We start from the raw sequence: 16653 nt of genomic DNA, 5'->3' as shown, positions 1-16653 counted from the left end.
CGGCTAGCCCGCAGGTCCGATCAGCCCGGCGACGATCTTGGCCGACAGCATCACCAACGGCAGTCCGCCGCCGGGATGAGCCGAACCACCGACCAGATAGAGCCCCGGAACCGGGGAGGCGTTGCGCGGGCGCAGGAATGCAGCGCGCGGACCATTCGATGACGACCCGTAGATCGACCCACCCGGCGTGCGGGTGCGGCGCTCGAGGTCGGCCGGTGTCAGCACGATGCGGTGGCGGATCGACGATCGGACGTCGACTCCACGGTCGGCCATCAACCGCAGAATCCGGTCGGCATAATCGGTGGCGAGGCCCGGAGTGTCCCAGTCGACGCCCCCATCCGGATCGTGTCGTGGGGCGTTGACCAACACGAACCAGGAGGCCGTACCCGGGCCGGGGACGATCGCCGGATCGTCGGGTGCCGAGATGTAGACGGTCGGAGCCGGCACCGGGCGCGCCGGACCGCCGAAGCCAAACACCGAATCGAACTCGTCGTCGTAATCGTCGGCGAACAGAACCTGATGATGCGGCGTCCACGGCGGCGGATCGTCCAGAGCGAGGAGGAGCACGAAGCCTGCCAGCGACGGTGTCGTGCGCCGTGTGCGCTCGGCGGCGCGATCCGCGGCCGCCGCGCCCACCAGGCGGCCGTACACCTCGCGGGCATCGGCGTTGGCGACCACCAGGTCGGCCGGCCGGAACGATCCGTCTGCCGGCGTCACCCCACTCACGCGGCCGAAGGGGTCGGTCTCGATCCCATCGACGGCGGTTCCGGTTTCGATCGCGCCGCCGTGTTCGATGAAGCTGTCGCGCAGCACTTCAGCGATCCGGCCGAGGCCGCCGGGGACGTACCACGAACCCCACGCCTGTTCGGTCCAGGGCACCGAGGCCAGCGCGGCGGGAGCGCGTCGCGGGTCGGACCCGGTGTAGGTGGCGTAGCGGTCGAGCAGCATCACCAGGCGTGGATCATCGAGGTAGCGACCTCCCAGACCGCGCAGCGTACGCCACGGAGCGATGGTGACCAGATCGGACGGCCGGCCCCGTCGGGCGACGATGCGCGGGTCGATCGGAGATTCCAGGAACGGGCCGCGCGACGCCGCCCAGATCGATCGGGCCCGACTGAGAAACGCCATCCACTGGTCCCCGCGGCCGGGGCCGAGTGCCTCGTCGAGCGCCGCAGGTATCCGTGCGAGTTCGCCGGGGAGGTCCAGGCCCGTGCCGTCAGGGAATCGGTAGTGCGCCGCCACGTCGAGACGGGACAACGGCAACACCTCCTCGAGGCGCCGGCCGGCAGACGCGAGCAACTCGGCCAGGATATGCGGCATCGTCACCAGCGACGGGCCGGTGTCGAACATGAAACCGTCGTGCCGGATCACGCCGAGCTTCCCGCCGACCTCCGGTGCCTGCTCGAACACCGTCACGCGATGTCCGGCCGCCTGCAGCCGCAGCGCCGCGGCCAGTCCGCCCACACCGGCACCCACCACCACGATGCTGCTCATCGCGTCGTCTCGGAGATTGCGCGGCCCTTCCAGGACAGCCGACCGGTGCGCCGCGCGAGCACCGAATCCACGGTGAGCGCCGTGAACGCGAGGATCGACATCGGATGGACGAGCGCGTCGGGCCACACCCGCCCGCCGGTGCTCCGCGCGGACACCGCCCGGGAGGTCACGCCGAGCAGATACCCGAGCACCCCTGCCCGCGAACCCCGCAGTGCCGCAAGCGGCGGCACCACGTACAGCAGGTTCAGCAGCGCCACCACCGCCACCGTGCCGGGTAGCGAGCCGAACGCCGACCACAACGACTTCCGGTAGCCGGCCCGCACCTCGCGCCACCCGTGATACATGTGGCAGTCGGCGACCGCGCTCCCGTCCGCGGCCACGCCCCGTCCGCCGGAGCGCTTGACCGCCCGCAACAACGCGATGTCCTCGAGCACGTCGGCACGCACCGCCGCGTGCCCGCCCGCGCGGTGGTAAGCGGCCGCGTCGACGACGAGCAGCTGGCCGTTCGCCGCCGACATCGACGGGCGCGCCGAACGCTCGGCGAGCCCAAGCGGCAGGGTGCTCATCCACGACCACTGCACCAGGGGCTGCACCAGCCGCTCGGCCGGGCCGGTCGCGTGTTGGCGCGGGTAGGGCGAGATGAGGTCGAGACCGGATGTGCGCAGCAGCGCAACGGACGCCACCAGCGCATCTGGTGCGAGCCGGACGTCGGCGTCGACGAATACGAGGACACCGTCGTGGTCGGCGTTGCGAGACAACTGTTCACAGGCCCATGATTTGCCGAGCCACCCCGATGGTGTCGGTGTTCCATGCAGAACCTCGATGCGTTCGTCGGTGCGCGCCAACTCGTCCAGTAGGCGACCGGTTCCGTCGGTGGACTCGTCGTCGAGGACCAGGAGGCGGATTCGGCCCGGCCAGCGGTCGGCGGCGGCGCGCAGGGCGGTCAGGCAGCCTGTGATCTCGTCCATCTCGTCGCGGACCGGCAACAGGACGTTCAGCGGCTCGGGGTTGGCGATCGCCGTCGGATCGGGACGTCGGATTCGGCGGGCGTTGTCGAGCGTCAGCGCCAACGACGCCGCCGCACCCACGCTCGCGGCGCGTAACGCGACCCGCCGGACCTCAGCGCTGCGCACGCGTCGCACCCCGCATCACGGTGACCGCCAACGGAACGGCCACCACACCCATCACGAGGCCGCCGACCAGCGCCACGGGTGGACGACCGAAGAACGCCGCATGCGCGATCACCGATGACAGGTAGGTCCACAAATAGACCGCAACCGGCAGCAGATCTGTTGCCCCACCCCAGCTGTCGGCATCGGAGGGGTGCTCGGGAGCTGCCGGGATCAACCGGTCGAGCAGGGTGATCATGATCGCTGACACCACGAACCAGCCGGCGAAGTTGGTGAGCGGGATACCCTCCACGCCGGGCAGCGCCGGCTGTGGGTAGGACCATCGCCAGTGCCCCTGATCCACCATCTGTGGATCGAGGAACACGTCCCAGGCGGTCAACGCCCACGCACCGACCAGAGGGGTCACCAGCCGGTGGGCACCGACGAGCTGTCGTGCGGCGGCCAGCGCTGGCCATGCCATCATCGTCCAAGCCAATGGCACCAGAGCCGGGACACCGAACATCTGCAGGCCCAGACTGCCTGTGTACTCGTAGGTGCCGAACGGGAAACCGGTGTGCACACCGACGGTTTCGGCCAGCAGACCGCCACCTCCCGCTACCACCACCAGGATCACCGCCGGGCGGGTGCCGCGGCTGGTCACCACATGTGCCACCGCCGCCGCGGTCAGCAACAGCACGCTGGCCGTGGTCAGCGCGCGCGTACCGCCGTCGGTGAAGGGGAACGCTGTCTGGGTGAGGAATGCGCATCCGAACAACACCCACGGCACCGCGACCCGCCGTCGGTCGACGTACGGCGGGGCCAGTGGGGTCGCACGAGATGCGAACGGGTTCATGATGTTCGTTCACCGTACCGGCCGCCGGTCCGGACGGCCGGGTAATGCGCCGGCTCAGGCCGCACGCCACACGCACCGGGCGACGAGACCGGCAAGCGCATGCCGGGTGACCTCGTCGACCGGTGAGGCGTCGATGAGTTCGGTCGACTGCGCGGCCAACTCCGCAATCCGGTTCTCCACCCGCTGCACCGCACCGGTGTCCCGGAGCACCTCGCACACCTCCCGGACGCCGTCGTGGGTCACCTCGGGGTTGCCCAGATGTTGGTCCAGAACGCGCCGCTGTATGCGGTCGGCGTTCTCCTCGGCCCAGGCGATCAACAGGGTGCGCTTGCCTTCTCGGATGTCGTCGACCGTCGGTTTGCCGGTGACTGCCGGGTCGCCGATAACTCCGAGCAGATCGTCGCGCAGCTGAAAGGCCTCGCCGGCCGCGATACCGATTGCGTCGTAGGCGCTGAGCAGATCCGCCGGTGCACCCGCGACGGCGGCGCCGAGTCGCAGGGGGTGCGAGATCGTGTACTTGGCGCTCTTGAACCGGAGGACCAGTTCCGCGCGCGTCGCGGAGGTCACGGCGTGGGTCTGACCGTCGACGTCGAGGAACTGGCCGGCGATGGCTTCGTCACGCATCACCGAAAAGATTCGCCGCACCTGACGCCGAGTGATCCGGTCGAGGTCGGCGGTGCCCTCGGCGAGGATGTCGTCGGACCAGGTGAGGCACAGATCGCCGGCGAGGACGGCGACCGCCTCACCGTAGGCGTCGGCGTCACCGATCCGGCTGTTGTGCCGGTGTTCGTCGGCGAAGTGGCGGTGCATCGTTGACAGACCGCGGCGCTGGTCACTGTGGTCCATGATGTCGTCGTGGATGAGCGCGGCCAGGTGAAACAGTTCCACGGCCGCGGCGATCTGTGTGGCGCCCGGCGGCAACTCGCCGCGGGTGGCGCCGCGTGCGCCCCACAGGCAGAACGACGCGCGTAGCCGTTTACCGCGATTGCCGGCGCGGGCGAGTACGGCGCTCACCGGGCGGAGGTCGGGATGGACGCCGGTCAGGACCGCGGCGTGGTCGGCCAGCTGTGTCCGGAGCACGCTGCCGACCTGAGCGATATCGCTGTCGGCGAGCTCACGGACCCGCCGATCCAGGTCGGCTGCGTGGCCCGACGCCTGCGGTGCGGACTCGGTGTGGGTGGGGGTCACACCCCTTCTTCGGAGCCGTCGCCGGGGCGGATGTGTCCGCAGGTCGCCGGCGCGTCTTGCTCAGCTCGCCAGCCAGTCGTTGCCGCCGAGCCGGAGCTGCGAGACATCGAGCGAGGGTTCGACACCGCTCTGCGGCGCCAGACCGTGATCTTCCAACACCGCGCGTAGGGTCTCGGCGCTGTCGATGTTGAGAGGGCTCGACACCCACATCGCGTACGGCAGGTTGATGAATCGGTTCTCCCGCACGGCGGCCAAATCCTTGCTCGCCGGGTGGTCCTTGAGCGCGGCGATCTTCTCGTCGACGGTCTGTCCGGGGTAGTCGACGAAGGCGATCAGGTCGGGGTCGGCCGTCGCCAGGCGTTCCCAGCTGACGGTGGTCCAGGTGTCGGCGACATCCTCGGTGGCGTTGCGTGCGCCGGCGGCGTCGATGATGCCCTGCGGGCCGCCGTACGAGCCGGAGGAGAAGATCGTGTCGGTGCCGCTGTCGAACAAGAAGATGGTCGGCTTGTCGGCGGGTTGGGGAGCTGCGCGCAGGGCGTCGAGTCGCGTCGCGACATCGTCGGCCGCCTGCGCCCCGACGTCGGCATTGCCGGTGATGGTGCCGATGTTGCGGAGGTCGGTGTCGAGCGCGACCCACGGATCCATGGTCCCGCGGGTCTTCTCACCGGCAACCTGTCGGCAGGCCTCGGACAGCTGGTACACGTCGATGTCGTGCTGCGCGAGGATCTCCGGGGTGATTCCGCGGGACTCGCTCATGCCGTAGTTGTAACCGGCGTAGAGGACCTCCGGGCGGGCACCGACGATGTTCTCCAGGGTGGGTTGATCGGGGGAGACCTGATGGAGGTCGTCGACCTGCGGTCCGTAGGCCAGCCGCAGCACCTCGGAGTCGCGGGCCATCGAGCTGACGGCCACGATCTGGTCGTGCGCGCCGGCGGCCAAGGCGATCGCGATCATGCCGCCGTCATTGACGAACAGTCGCTGCACGGGCTGGGGGTAGGTGACGTCGGCGCCGCAGTTGGTGACGGTGACGTGGTCGCCGGCGACGGCATCGGCATCGGTGGAGTCCGTCGTGCCGCAGGCTGTGGTGAGACCCAGAATTGCTGCGGCGGCAGCGATCCCGATGGTGACGGGACGCAAGGTGGGCATCATGTGAGTGTCCTTCCAGGAGGGGGCGACGGCGTGGCGTCGGTGAGCAGCAGGTGTGGCCTGCCGGTGCGGGGGTGAGTGATGATGTCGCCGTCGACGGCGAAGACGTCACGGAGAACGCGGTTGTCGAGAACCTCGACCGGCGGGCCGTGGGTCACGAGGCGACCGTCGGCGATGACGGCAACGCTGTCGAAATGTCGCAGGACGAGGTCGAGGTCGTGCATCGCGGCGACGATGGTGCGGTCGAGCTTGTCGAGGATGCGCATCAGCCGGAGTCGCCAGGCGGCATCGAGATGATTGGTGGGTTCGTCCAGGACCAGCATCGGGGTCTGCTGCGCCAACGCGCGGGCGAGGACGACCCGGTGGCGTTCACCCCCGGACAGCGCGATGCAGGAACGTCCGCCGGCGTCGCCGAGCCCCACCATCTCCAGAGCGTCGGCGACGATCTCGCGTTCGGCGTCCGCGCCGGCGGCCCACGGGTTGCGGTGCGGGGTGCGCCCGAGGCCGACCGCTTCGGCCACTGTCAACTCCGCCGACGGCTGCTCCTCCTGCGCGACGACGGCGACCGTCCGTGCGCGCTGTCGCGCGCGCATCGCATGCAGATCGGCGCCGCCGACGTACACGGCGCCTGTTGCTGGTGTCTCGAGGCCGGCCAGCACCCGCAGCAGCGTCGTCTTGCCGGCGCCGTTGGGCCCCACCACCGCCATCCGGGTACCGGCGGGGATCGTCACATCGACGCCGGAGACAATCGTTCGCGATCCGCGGCGACACGCGACACCGTTGGCCCGGAGGTCGGCGACGTAGGACGCGGCGTCGGTGCGCACGCTCATTCGGTGGGTCCGAACGTGTAGCGCCGACGACCCATCAAGAACAGGAAGATAGGTGCGCCGATCAGGCCGGTGACGATGCCCAACGGCATCTCCCGCGGCGCCGCGGCGACGCGCGAGAACACATCCACCCACACGAGGAACAACGCTCCACCGCAGACCGCGACCGGCAGCATCGCCCGGTGGGTCGCACCGACCACCAGGCGGGCGGCGTGCGGAATGATCAGGCCGACGAAGCCGATACCGCCGGCCACCGCGACGAGTACGCCGACCAGAACCCCCTGCACCGCGAACAGCGCGGTGCGCAGCGCAGCCACTGGCACGCCGAGCGAGGACGCGGTGTCGTTGCCGGCGGCGTAGGCGTCGAGCCAGGCGTGGATCACCACCATGCCGAGCAGGGTGGCCAACACGACGACGCCGGCCAACTGCACCTTCGCCCAAGTGGCACCCGCGACGCTGCCCAGCATCCAGAACATGACGCTCTCGGCGGCCTGCGGGTCGCCGGCGGTGAACACCATCAGCGACGACAGCGCCATGAACGCAGACGAGAGCACCACTCCGGACAGAATCAGTCGAATCGCGGTGAGACCGCCCTGCACGCGGGCCACCAGATAGACCGTGACAGTGGCAGCGAGTGCGCCGAGCAGGGCACCGCCGGACAGCGCCCACAAGCCGAGCGCCGAGAGTGTTCCCATCGTCATCACCGACGTGGCGCCGACCGCCGCACCGGCCGACACCCCGAGCAGGTAGGGCTCGGCGAGGGGGTTACGCACCAGCGCCTGCATCAGTGCGCCCGCCAACGCCAGACCGGCACCGACGATGGCGGCCAGCACCGACCGCGGCAACCGCAGGTCCCAGATGATGACCGAGTACGCGGTGTCGGTGGTGTCGCCGGTCAGCCTCCCCAGGACCGTGTCCCACACGTCGGCTACGGGAATGTGTTCGGAACCGAATGCGACCGACGTGACGATGCTGACGGCGGTAAGTGCCGCCAATGCCACGGCCAGCGGGGCGGGCGACAACCGGCGTGCCGAAAGATCGGGTGGGGTCGCCGCGCGGGCGGTCACCACCGTGACCGAGGTGTCGTCTCGTACATGAGAGGGTGATGACGGTGAGCGTTGTGCACGGCTACCTCGTGATGTCGGGGGATCTGTGCGCGAGATACCCGGTGGACTCATACGAGAACGGCAGGTAGTCGGACTCGGGATGGACGAAGCTCGTCTTCCCACACCGTTGCGCGCCAGTCCCGGATTCTCACCGGGTTCCCTGACATCCGCATACCGCGGATGGGCACCGTTCTCTGCGTGCAGGCTATCAAGCCGGATCTGTCGGCTACTGCCCAGCTATCCGGTTGGTGCGGCGTTCGGTACCTCGGTCCTCGTCACGAAGGGTCGTCCAGCACGCCCGCCACCAGGTGCATCGCCGCCACTGTGGACAGCATCCGCACATTGGCGCGATCACCGGGGAAATATCGCGTCCAGGTCGCGGTGGGCCGGCCGGACACGGCCACCCCGAAGCACACCGTGCCCACCGGCTTGATGTCCGTACCACCACCGGGTCCGGCGATCCCGGTGGTGGAGACCGCGACATCGGCGCCGAGCCGGTCGGCGGCGCCGTCGGCCATCGCGGCCGCCACCTGCTCGCTGACCGCACCGTGCTCGGCGATCATCGCCGCCGGAACGCCGAGCTGCCCGGACTTGACCTCGTTGGCGTAGGCGACCACACCGCCCACCAGATAGGCCGACGACCCGGCGCGATCGGTGAGCCGGGCCGCGACCATGCCGCCGGTGCAGGATTCGGCCGTCGCGATGGTCCGACCGGACAACGCGGCCACGACCTGGTCGTCGATGGTCGATCCATCGGTGGAAAAAACCTGCTTCCCATGGTGTTCGGCGATCAGCGCGGCCAGTTCGGCGTAGGCGGGTGCCGCCTCGGCGACGAAGCGTGTCACCATCTCCAGTTCACCGTGCCGAAGGCAGGTGGTGACCTCCAGATCGCCGACACCGCTGATCGTGTCGTCGGCCAAGCGCAACGTCTCGGCGAGATCGGCCTCCGACAGCCCATAGGCACGAATCACCTCCTGGCGGTGATCGATCCGCGCCGCCAACGCATCGCGGACAGGTGGTGTGTCGAGCGCGGTCGGCCACATCGCCTGCAGTTCACGCGGCGGTCCGGGCAGCACCAGAATCGTCGGCATGCCGGCCCCGTCGACCGGGATCGCCACACCGGGTGCCGTACCGGTGGGTGGAATCGGTACGGCACCGTCGGGAACCAGTGCCTGCTTGCGGATTCCGGCGCGCAGGGGGGAGCTGTCCGGTTGGGCGTTGCGGCGCTTCATCCAGCGGTCGATGATCGCGGTGATGTGTGCCTCGAGTTCGGCGTCGAGATTCAGGGCGCGTCCGCAGAAGTCGGCGACGGTCGCGACGGTGAGGTCGTCGGCGGTCGGGCCGAGCCCACCGGTCGTCACGATGAGGTCGACGTCGTCGGCGGCCAGGAAACGCAATTGCGCGAGCAGGTCGGCGGGCCGGTCACCGCAGACGGTGATGTGGGCGACGTCGACCCCCATCGTCAGGAGGCGATCGGCCACCCACGGCCCGTTCTGATCGGCCACCCGCCCCGACAACACCTCGGTCCCGGTCACCACGATGCCCGCACGCACACTCACCCGGCCGAGTCTATCGACGGCCGGCGGTCGCGGTGTCGGAGTCAGGACAGACCGCGGGCCGCCAGTGCCTCCAGCACGGTGAGTGGCGCACGGTAGGGCTCATCGTCGCGTGGCCAGTGCACGATGACATCGGTGAATCCGAGGTTCGCGGCACGCCCGACCATGTCGTCGAACAGGTGCACACTTTCCAGCGCATTGCGCGGGGAGGCGTCGAGGCTGAGATACCGAGGGAAGTCGGCGCGTGCGCGTTGGGCGAGCGCCTCGTCGAGCACACGACACATCCGTGCCACGCCGCCGAACCACTCGTCGAGCGAGGATGCCGATGTACCGGTGGTGATCCAGCCGTCACCACGCTCGGCGGCGAACCGCACATTCCGGGGCCCGTTGCCCGCCAACAACAGTGGCACCCGCTCACGCACGCTGCCGCCGACCAACCGCATGTCGCGCGCCCGGTAGAACTCGCCGTCGGCGGTCACGTGGTCGACGCGCAGAGTCTGATCGAGCAGATCGGTGAACTCGTGGAAGCGGTCCACGCGCCGCCCGACGGTGACCTCGGGTTGCCCGAGCAGTGTGTCGTCGGGGGTACCACCGACACCGAGGCCGAGCAGGAACCTGTCGTCGGAGATGTCGGCGAGTGTCTGGACCTCACGAGAAAACGCCACGGGATGCCGGAAGTTGGGCGACACCACGAAAGCGCCGAGCCCGATGCGCTCGGTGATCGTGGCCGCGGCGGTCAGCGTGGGAATGCAGGAGAACCACTGTGCATCCGGAAGTCCGCCCCAGACCAGGTGATCGTAGGTCCAGGCGTGGTCGAAGCCCATCTGTTCGGCACGCTGCCACAGCGGTCGAGTCGACGTCCACGGCTGGTCGGGCAGGATGCAGATTCCGTAGCGCATGAACTGACCGTAGCGAGTGAGTGTGGTGTGGGACCGAATTCAGCCCGGCACCACGACCGCCCGTCCGCGCAGGTCGTTGGCGGCGGGCTTGCGGTAGGCGTCGAGGCCGTCGTCGAGGGCGAACTTCTCCACGGACACGTCGAGCACTCCATCGCGCGCCAACTCGAGTACCTCCATCAGTTCGCTGCGTGAGCCCCAGTATGGTGCGCGTACCGATACTTCGTAGGGCTGGGTGAACATGCCGACCTTGGCGGTGGCGGCGCCGTCACCGAGGCCGACGATGACGACATCACCCATGGTGCCCACCACACCCATCGCGATGTCGAGGGTTGGTTGAAAGCCGACGAAGTCGAAAACCGCCGTCGCCCCGTCCTTGCCGGTGATCGCGCGGACGTTGTCGACGGCATCGTCGTTGCTCAGGACGGCCTCGGTGGCTCCGACCTCCTTGGCAAAGGACAGCTTGTCCTCGGTCACGTCGAGCGCGATGATCCGGGACGGGGTCAGGTGACGCAGCAACTGGATGGCGACGTGCCCGAGTCCGCCGGCGCCGATGACCACGGCGGTGGTGCCGCCGACGAGCTTGGGCAGCGACGCCTTGATCGCGTGGTACGGGGTGAGTCCGGCGTCGGTGAGAGGTGCGGTGCGCACCGGGTCGAGATCGCCGATGGGCACCAGATGGCGCGTCGTCGACGAGCATGTACTCGGCCATCGCACCGTCGACGCCCAGGCCGGGTGGGGTGATCGACAGCTCGGCTGCGCGACTGCAATAGTTTTCCATCCCACGCGAACAGAAGTGGCACACTCCGCATCCCCACGGTCCGTATACCGCCACCGCGGTCCCCTCCGAGACGTTGTCCACGCCGGTGCCGGTCTCCGCGACCACACCGACGCCCTCGTGTCCTAGCGTCATCGGTAGCGGATAAGGAAAAACCGTGGGCCGGCATGTTCAACACGAAGTCGTCGGAATGGCAGGCGCCGGCGGCCGACACCTTCAGCAGTACTTGGCCCGGACCTGGCGTGGGTTTGTCGACCTCGCGGAGTTCGGGTTCGGTGCCGGGCTTGACGATTTGGATGGCCTTCATACGTTCACACCTTTTGTATGCGTGTTCACCCAAGGTGTTCCCCGGTGACCGGCGACCGAAACGTGGCTGTCAGGTGTGCGGGTATCCGGCGAGCATGAGCGCCGACACTGCGCTGAGCGCCTCGCCCCATTCCCTCGTCATCGCCGGCGTCCACGCGTCACCGCCGATCTCGGTCATCGCCGCGATCATGCATTCGCCGACCGCCTCGTACATCGGTGCGGTGACACCCATCGCGGCGTGCCGCTGTCCGAGGGACTCGAGGTTGGTGGTCAACCACTCGCCGTCATCGAGGTTGTCGATTACCGACACAATGGCGGTGCGCAGCATCGCCGCCTGAACCTTGTTGTCGCGCTGGAACATCGGCTCGACGTCGGGATATCTCTCGAACAGGATTTCGTAGAACCGCACGGTCAGGCCGTCGTCGGGGAGGCCCACCGACGCCAGGCTTTCTTCGAGAATCTGCTTGTCCATCACACGGTGCTCCAGATCATGGGTCAGGAATGAGCGGAGGCCAGGGCTGCGAGATGGTTGTGCGCCCACTGCACGGCGCTGACTCCGGGGGCGACCACGAAGGCCGCGTAGTTGGTGTGCACGCCGGACTGCAGAAACCTGTTGAACACGGTGATCTGCTGGCGGGCACGCTGATTGCTCACCTCACGGCCGACCGCGCCGATGCCACCCTGGGCGAGCAGTTCGTCGAGGATGTCGCCGGCCTCGGCTTGATACTGACCCATCTGACTCGGGGTGGGGTCGCTGGTCTCGGCGAGATACCCGACGATCCGGGTCACGTAATAATCGCGCGGCGTGTTGCAGTACAGGTCCCGTGGCGCGCAGATGCTGTAGGTGCGTGGGCTCAGGTGGCCCATACCGGACAACCGCGGTCCGCCGCTGCCCTGGCCGGTCAGTCGTGGGCCCACCAGGTTGTCCCGATGGGAGCGGCGGGGATCGGAGATGAGAACCACCCCCGCCACCTGCTCGGGCCGGATCGCGCCACGGCCGGTGCCGATCTCGGCGGCCACGTCCCCGGCCGCGTCGGCGCCCTGACTATAGCCGGTGATCGCCAACCTGGTGACGGGACAGCGGCGCACCATGGCGCGAGCCAAGCCGGTCGTGTTGGCCACCGCCTGCGCCTTGGATCGGCCGTAGATGGCTGTCTCCCAAGGGAAGGCGGTCGCGCTGTAGCCGACATAGTGAACCAGCGTCCGGGGTCCGAGATCGCTGGTGATCTCACGCAGAATCCCGGGGGCGGCGGCGTCGGCCCAGGTGCCCGGAATGGCCAGGACGTACAGGTCAGGACATTTCGCGTGATGTGACGGCGCAGGAACCGCCGCCGCAGTGGCCGGTACGACGAATCCGGCCACCACGACGACAAGCACCACGAACCAGCCGCGCACGGTCATCGTGCTTCCCCCGACTTTCGTTGGTGTACAGCGGTACCGGCCTCAGTTGTAGCGCGGGTTGTTGGCCACCGGGATGGTGATGTTGATCGGCATCCGCAGCTCGGACATGTAGAACAGCACGAACTGGCGCAGGAACTCGTCGAAGAGCCAGTACGCCTCCTTCGGCATGCCCACCTGGAGCAGTCCTTCGCGAACGAGAACGTAGGGCCCCCAGGCTGTCTCGAGTAGAGGGCTCCACACCGGCTCACGCGGGATCTCGAGCCAGTTGGCGATCTTGTCACCCAACATGAACCGGGTGAGCGCACCCAGCACGCCGCGCGACAACAGGCTCAGGTCGAGGTTCATGCCGAGATCGAGCAGAATGTCGGCGAGCTTCTTGCCCTCCGGGGTGGGGGCGAGGATCGGGTCCAACACCTGCCGGGCCTGCGCATCTGCCTGGTTCCAGGAGTTCGGGATGTACTGGTCCTGGACGCCGAGCATGTGTGCGGTGATCTGCCACGAGTGCAGGAAGCCGTCCGATTCGTCGGCGGCGATCGGCACGTTCCACCGTTCCAGCATGCGCATGACGGTGGTGGGCAGGCTGTGCCAGGTGACCATGATGTCGGCCTGGCTGATCGGGATCTTCTCCTGCGCCGAGTGGTTCCACCAGGGCGACTGCGGCAGCAGAGTGCGCACCGATGCGTGGGCCAGTCGGGTCTTGAGGCAGGTGACGATCATCTCGCCGTCGGGTCGATAAGCGTTGAGCGAACCGATGTCGTAACCGAGTTTGGCCGTCTTGGTGATGCGGTCCTTCATGTCCGCGCCACCCTGCGAGTAATAGACCGCCCGGGCTTCGCGGGGGATGACGGTGCTCATCATGCCGCTGGCGAAGCCGTACAGGACGCCGAGGTACGTGCCTCGCTTCTGGTTGAACCGCACCGCCGTCTCGAGTTTGCCGCGGTCGGTCCACGATGGCAGTTGACGCGCGTGTTCCATGAAGTCACGGAGTTCGTTCGGGAGACCGGCCGGCAACGGCTGGCCGTTCTTGGTCCATCCGCGGAGTAGTTCATTGACCCGCTGCACCTGGCCGCGCTCCAAGAGCTTCGCCACGACGGGGTCGGCCTCCTCGTCCCAGACCCCCTGTGGGTTGGCGCCGCTGCCCCGTCCGGGTACCGAACCCGCCGGTGACCACGTCCACGGTGTTGCTTGGCTGACGGTCGCGAGGGCGCCCACTGCGCCCACCGTGCCGCCGGCCTTCAACATGTTCCGCCTGCTCAGGTTCTCCATTTTTCTTGGCTCCCGTCTTCGCCACCCGACTCGATGACGCCCCGATCATGATGAAGCGATGTAACAAAGGCTGTAACTCTGTTACATAGAACTATCACAGTGTGACACCACTCACAAGGCAAAGTGGTCACAGGTGTAGTCACACGTGCTGACGGCGAACGCAGAGGCCTCGCGGTATGCTTCGCGCACGACTGGCGAGGAGTGAGAGTGAAACCAGGCCAAGCTGCCGCGACGCCGGGCATCCAGTCGCCTCCGCAATCCCCATCCCTGCTGCAGCGGGCCTATGTGGCGGTGGTGGGTGGCGATTTCGACGAGCCCGACGACCCGACCCGGGCCCGGTTGCTCGACGCCGCCTTCGACCAGTTCTGCCGCATGGGCATCCAGCGATCGTCGATGGATGAGGTCGCCCGGCGGGCCGGGCTGTCCCGGGTGACCATCTATCGGAAGTTCGACACGAAGGATGCGCTGGTCGAGCAGGTCATCCTGCGCGAGTTCCGGCGGTATTTCCTGCGCTTTCTCGCCGACATCGGCGAGGCGGACACGGCGGAGGAACGCGTGGTGTTCGGCTTCGTCAGTTCGCTGCGATCGATCCTCGGCAACCCCCTCATCGGTGGCCTCATCGAGACGGAACCGACCCTGCTCGCCGGTTCGATCGGCGCCGACGACGGCCGCATGCTCGCAGCGGTCCGCCAGTTCCTCGCCCAGCAGCTGCGCAAGGAGCAATTGGCCGGCAACATCGCCGCCGACCTCGACACCGAGCTGACCGCGGAGATGATGGTCCGATTCTCGAACTCGTTCCTCACCGTGCCCAGTCAACTCGTCGACGTGCACGACGACGAGCAGTTGGCGGCGATTGCGCGCCAGTACCTGGTGCCGATGCTGAATCCACCGAAACCGTGAACACGTCCGGGCACCGGTACGACATGGTCGGGCGCAAACTTGTCATGGCGGTGGTCGGGGCGTTCGTGCTCACGGGGATGGGCGGTGCGCCCGGCGTTTCCGCGGCGCCCGCGCCCGCCGGGACGGTGACCCTGTACGGCGACCGCTCGTTGTGCCGGAATGCGCAACTGCCGCGAGACAACGTGGCCTGTGCGGTCGCACTGACCCGCGAGTGGCTCGATCACACCGGACGATCCACGGCGGTCCGTCGGACGGTGGCGGTGAGCAATCCAGCACTGGGCGGTTCGTGGAATCCGCAGAACCGGGATGTGTGCGTCTACGCCGAAGTCGGTACGGTGCTCAATCTCGGTCTGCACCACTGCAACACCATCACCTTCGTCAACTGGGTCACCGATGCGGCGCTGATCCGGACGCCGGCGCGGGCGTTGACCACGTTCGTACACGAGTCCAGCCACGGCGTGCAGGAGGCCATCGGTCTGAAGCCGGTGTCGGTGACCGTTTTCGGTCCCGCCGACGCGCTGCGGCGACTCGAGTGGGCCAGTGATTGCTGGTCGGGGGCGGCGTGGTCGTGGTTCGTGCGGCGCGGCGAGATGACCGCTGCCGAACGCGATGAGGCGACGGCGTTCATGTACTCGCTGCCAGAGCGGACGTCGCATGGCAGTGGGTCCGAGCGCGGCGCGGCCTTTGAACGTGGCATTGTCGAAGGTGTCACCGCATGTGACCAGATTCTCGGCACGCCGGCCTACACCTGACCGGCATCGACAGGGGGTACCGATGACCAGCTCCGACAAGACGACCGCCTACGACTTCACCGCCACCGACATCGACGGCACTCCGGTGCCGTTGTCCACGTACGCGGGGCTGCCGCTGCTCATCGTCAACACGGCGTCGAAGTGTGGCTTCACTCCGCAGTACGAGGGCCTCGAACAACTCAACCGCGAGTTCGCGGACAAAGGGTTGCGGGTGCTGGGCTTTCCCTGCGACCAGTTCGCTCATCAAGAGCCCGGCGATGCCGAGGAGATCAAGAACTTTTGCTCGCTGACCTACGACGTGACGTTCCCGATGTTCGCCAAGATCGACGTCAACGGCTCTGAAGCGCATCCCCTCTACGAGTGGCTGCGGGCACAGAAGCGCGGTCTGCTCGGCGGCCGAATTCAGTGGAACTTCACCAAGTTCCTGATCGACCGCGGTGGCAACGTGGTGGACCGGTTCGCCCCGACGACCAAGCCGGAGAAGCTGACCGGCGCCATCGGGAAAGTGCTCTGACTAGAACGGTGGCGGGCCGGCGTCGGTGACGCGTTTGCGGTTTCGGGCGCGTTCGGCGCGTCTGCGGGCGTGTTTGTTCGCCACCCGTGTGTTGACGCGGGTGCTGCGTTCGATCGTGCTGCCGGTGTGTGGGGGTGGGGCCTGGGCGGGTGCGGTGAACCGGATCCTGCGCAGCCCAGGGAACAAGTCTTCCTGGGTTTCGGCTTCGCCGGGCAACACCAGGCCTTCGGGGGTGATGTATTCGGTGACCAGCCGCCCGTCGGCATCACGCCATTGATCATCGACCCAGTCGCCGAAGGTCTTCAGCAAGTGTCCGGGACGACATTTCGCGTTCAACCCCACCTCAGTGGTCTGTCCACCGTTGTGCGGACAGTCGTGGTCGTACTCATCGACATGGTCGAGGTCGCCACGCCACGCCGAGGTCAGACATCCCGGTTCGGTGCAATAGCCATCGCGCAACCGGATGAAGGTGTCCAACGCCGCCGACGGCCGATACGGATCCGACGGCAGATGCGCCGGCAACGTGAACGTGCCATCGGGCTCCGGTTCGGTCGTGGGCGC

At 67.9% G+C, this 16653-nt stretch carries 14 protein-coding genes, 3 pseudogenes and 1 riboswitch; of the genes and pseudogenes, 3 read left to right on the top strand and 14 right to left on the bottom strand.

Features of this window, described 5'->3' with window-relative positions; genetic code table 11:
- Positions 1-3: 3 nt before the first annotated feature.
- From OSB52_RS22250 to OSB52_RS22190, 13 genes and pseudogenes are all read right to left on the bottom strand, one after another.
- Entirely contained in the window at positions 4-1494 is a 1491-nt protein-coding gene (locus OSB52_RS22250; protein WP_235723022.1) for a phytoene desaturase family protein, read from the bottom strand.
- Positions 1491-2627 carry a glycosyltransferase family 2 protein gene (locus tag OSB52_RS22245; RefSeq protein WP_266063555.1) on the bottom strand — a complete coding sequence of 379 codons (1137 nt, stop codon included), beginning with the start codon at positions 2625-2627 and terminating at the stop codon, positions 1491-1493. The genes OSB52_RS22250 and OSB52_RS22245 overlap by 4 nt, the downstream gene beginning before the upstream one ends.
- Positions 2614-3456: a carotenoid biosynthesis protein gene (locus tag OSB52_RS22240; protein WP_266063554.1), complete on the bottom strand. Its 843-nt coding sequence runs from the start codon at positions 3454-3456 to the stop codon at positions 2614-2616. Before OSB52_RS22240 ends, OSB52_RS22245 begins: the two co-directional genes overlap by 14 nt.
- Positions 3457-3510: 54 nt before the next feature.
- Positions 3511-4644 (bottom strand): polyprenyl synthetase family protein, encoded by a 1134-nt coding sequence (locus tag OSB52_RS22235; protein ID WP_266063553.1) that lies wholly within the window; start codon positions 4642-4644, stop codon positions 3511-3513.
- 60 nt (positions 4645-4704) lie between these two features.
- Positions 4705-5793: an ABC transporter substrate-binding protein gene (locus OSB52_RS22230; protein ID WP_266063552.1), complete on the bottom strand. Its 1089-nt coding sequence runs from the start codon at positions 5791-5793 to the stop codon at positions 4705-4707.
- Positions 5790-6521 (bottom strand): annotated as a pseudogene (locus tag OSB52_RS22225) (ABC transporter ATP-binding protein); the annotation flags it as partial. The pseudogene OSB52_RS22225 and the gene OSB52_RS22230, both read right to left, overlap by 4 nt.
- Before the next feature lie 95 nt (positions 6522-6616).
- A complete protein-coding gene (locus tag OSB52_RS22220) occupies positions 6617-7684 on the bottom strand; it encodes a FecCD family ABC transporter permease (RefSeq protein ID WP_235723016.1) in 1068 nt (355 codons plus the stop codon).
- 102 nt (positions 7685-7786) lie between these two features.
- A riboswitch (cobalamin riboswitch) is annotated at positions 7787-7930 on the bottom strand.
- Between the two features lie 68 nt (positions 7931-7998).
- A complete protein-coding gene (locus OSB52_RS22215) occupies positions 7999-9282 on the bottom strand; it encodes a competence/damage-inducible protein A (RefSeq protein ID WP_235723015.1) in 1284 nt (427 codons plus the stop codon).
- A 41-nt stretch (positions 9283-9323) separates the two neighbouring features.
- Positions 9324-10178 carry an LLM class flavin-dependent oxidoreductase gene (locus tag OSB52_RS22210; RefSeq protein ID WP_235723014.1) on the bottom strand — a complete coding sequence of 285 codons (855 nt, stop codon included), beginning with the start codon at positions 10176-10178 and terminating at the stop codon, positions 9324-9326.
- Between the two features lie 39 nt (positions 10179-10217).
- Positions 10218-11260: pseudogene (locus OSB52_RS22205) on the bottom strand (NAD(P)-dependent alcohol dehydrogenase).
- Positions 11261-11329: 69 nt separating this feature from the next.
- The gene (locus OSB52_RS22200; protein ID WP_266063550.1) at positions 11330-11731 is read right to left on the bottom strand and encodes a globin domain-containing protein; all 402 of its coding nucleotides are present in this window, start codon (positions 11729-11731) and stop codon (positions 11330-11332) included.
- Positions 11732-11754: 23 nt separating this feature from the next.
- The gene (locus OSB52_RS22195) at positions 11755-12660 is read right to left on the bottom strand and encodes a cutinase family protein (RefSeq protein ID WP_266063549.1); all 906 of its coding nucleotides are present in this window, start codon (positions 12658-12660) and stop codon (positions 11755-11757) included.
- Positions 12661-12702: 42 nt separating this feature from the next.
- On the bottom strand, positions 12703-13926 hold the full coding sequence (locus OSB52_RS22190; RefSeq protein WP_266063548.1) for an oxygenase MpaB family protein: 1224 nt from the start codon (positions 13924-13926) through the stop codon (positions 12703-12705).
- Between the two features lie 207 nt (positions 13927-14133).
- Between OSB52_RS22190 and OSB52_RS22185 the strand changes: the two genes are divergently transcribed.
- The 3 genes from OSB52_RS22185 to OSB52_RS22175 are packed head-to-tail and all read left to right on the top strand — an operon-like array spanning position 14134 to position 16092.
- On the top strand, positions 14134-14826 hold the full coding sequence (locus OSB52_RS22185; protein WP_266063547.1) for a TetR/AcrR family transcriptional regulator: 693 nt from the start codon (positions 14134-14136) through the stop codon (positions 14824-14826).
- Positions 14823-15578: a hypothetical protein gene (locus OSB52_RS22180; RefSeq protein ID WP_266063546.1), complete on the top strand. Its 756-nt coding sequence runs from the start codon at positions 14823-14825 to the stop codon at positions 15576-15578. The genes OSB52_RS22185 and OSB52_RS22180 overlap by 4 nt, the downstream gene beginning before the upstream one ends.
- A 22-nt stretch (positions 15579-15600) precedes the next feature.
- The gene (locus OSB52_RS22175; protein ID WP_266063545.1) at positions 15601-16092 is read left to right on the top strand and encodes a glutathione peroxidase; all 492 of its coding nucleotides are present in this window, start codon (positions 15601-15603) and stop codon (positions 16090-16092) included.
- Here OSB52_RS22175 and OSB52_RS22170 read toward each other — a convergent pair.
- Positions 16093-16653 (bottom strand): annotated as a pseudogene (locus OSB52_RS22170) (HNH endonuclease); the annotation flags it as partial.

Source organism: Gordonia aquimaris, assembly GCF_026262595.1.
GTDB lineage: Bacteria > Actinomycetota > Actinomycetes > Mycobacteriales > Mycobacteriaceae > Gordonia > Gordonia tangerina.
This window is presented reverse-complemented; position numbering and strand designations above follow the sequence as displayed.

What these genes read in the sequence shown, in the direction of transcription:
- OSB52_RS22250 (WP_235723022.1), bottom strand. Translation starts at nt 1,494, where the DNA reads ATGAGCAGCATCGTGGTGGTGGGTGCCGGTGTGGGCGGACTGGCCGCG.
- OSB52_RS22240 (WP_266063554.1), bottom strand. Translation starts at nt 3,456, where the DNA reads ATGAACCCGTTCGCATCTCGTGCGACCCCACTGGCCCCGCCGTACGTC.
- OSB52_RS22230 (WP_266063552.1), bottom strand. Translation starts at nt 5,793, where the DNA reads ATGATGCCCACCTTGCGTCCCGTCACCATCGGGATCGCTGCCGCCGCA.
- OSB52_RS22210 (WP_235723014.1), bottom strand. Translation starts at nt 10,178, where the DNA reads ATGCGCTACGGAATCTGCATCCTGCCCGACCAGCCGTGGACGTCGACT.
- OSB52_RS22200 (WP_266063550.1), bottom strand. Translation starts at nt 11,731, where the DNA reads ATGGACAAGCAGATTCTCGAAGAAAGCCTGGCGTCGGTGGGCCTCCCC.
- OSB52_RS22195 (WP_266063549.1), bottom strand. Translation starts at nt 12,660, where the DNA reads ATGACCGTGCGCGGCTGGTTCGTGGTGCTTGTCGTCGTGGTGGCCGGA.
- OSB52_RS22190 (WP_266063548.1), bottom strand. Translation starts at nt 13,926, where the DNA reads ATGGAGAACCTGAGCAGGCGGAACATGTTGAAGGCCGGCGGCACGGTG.
- OSB52_RS22175 (WP_266063545.1), top strand. Translation starts at nt 15,601, where the DNA reads ATGACCAGCTCCGACAAGACGACCGCCTACGACTTCACCGCCACCGAC.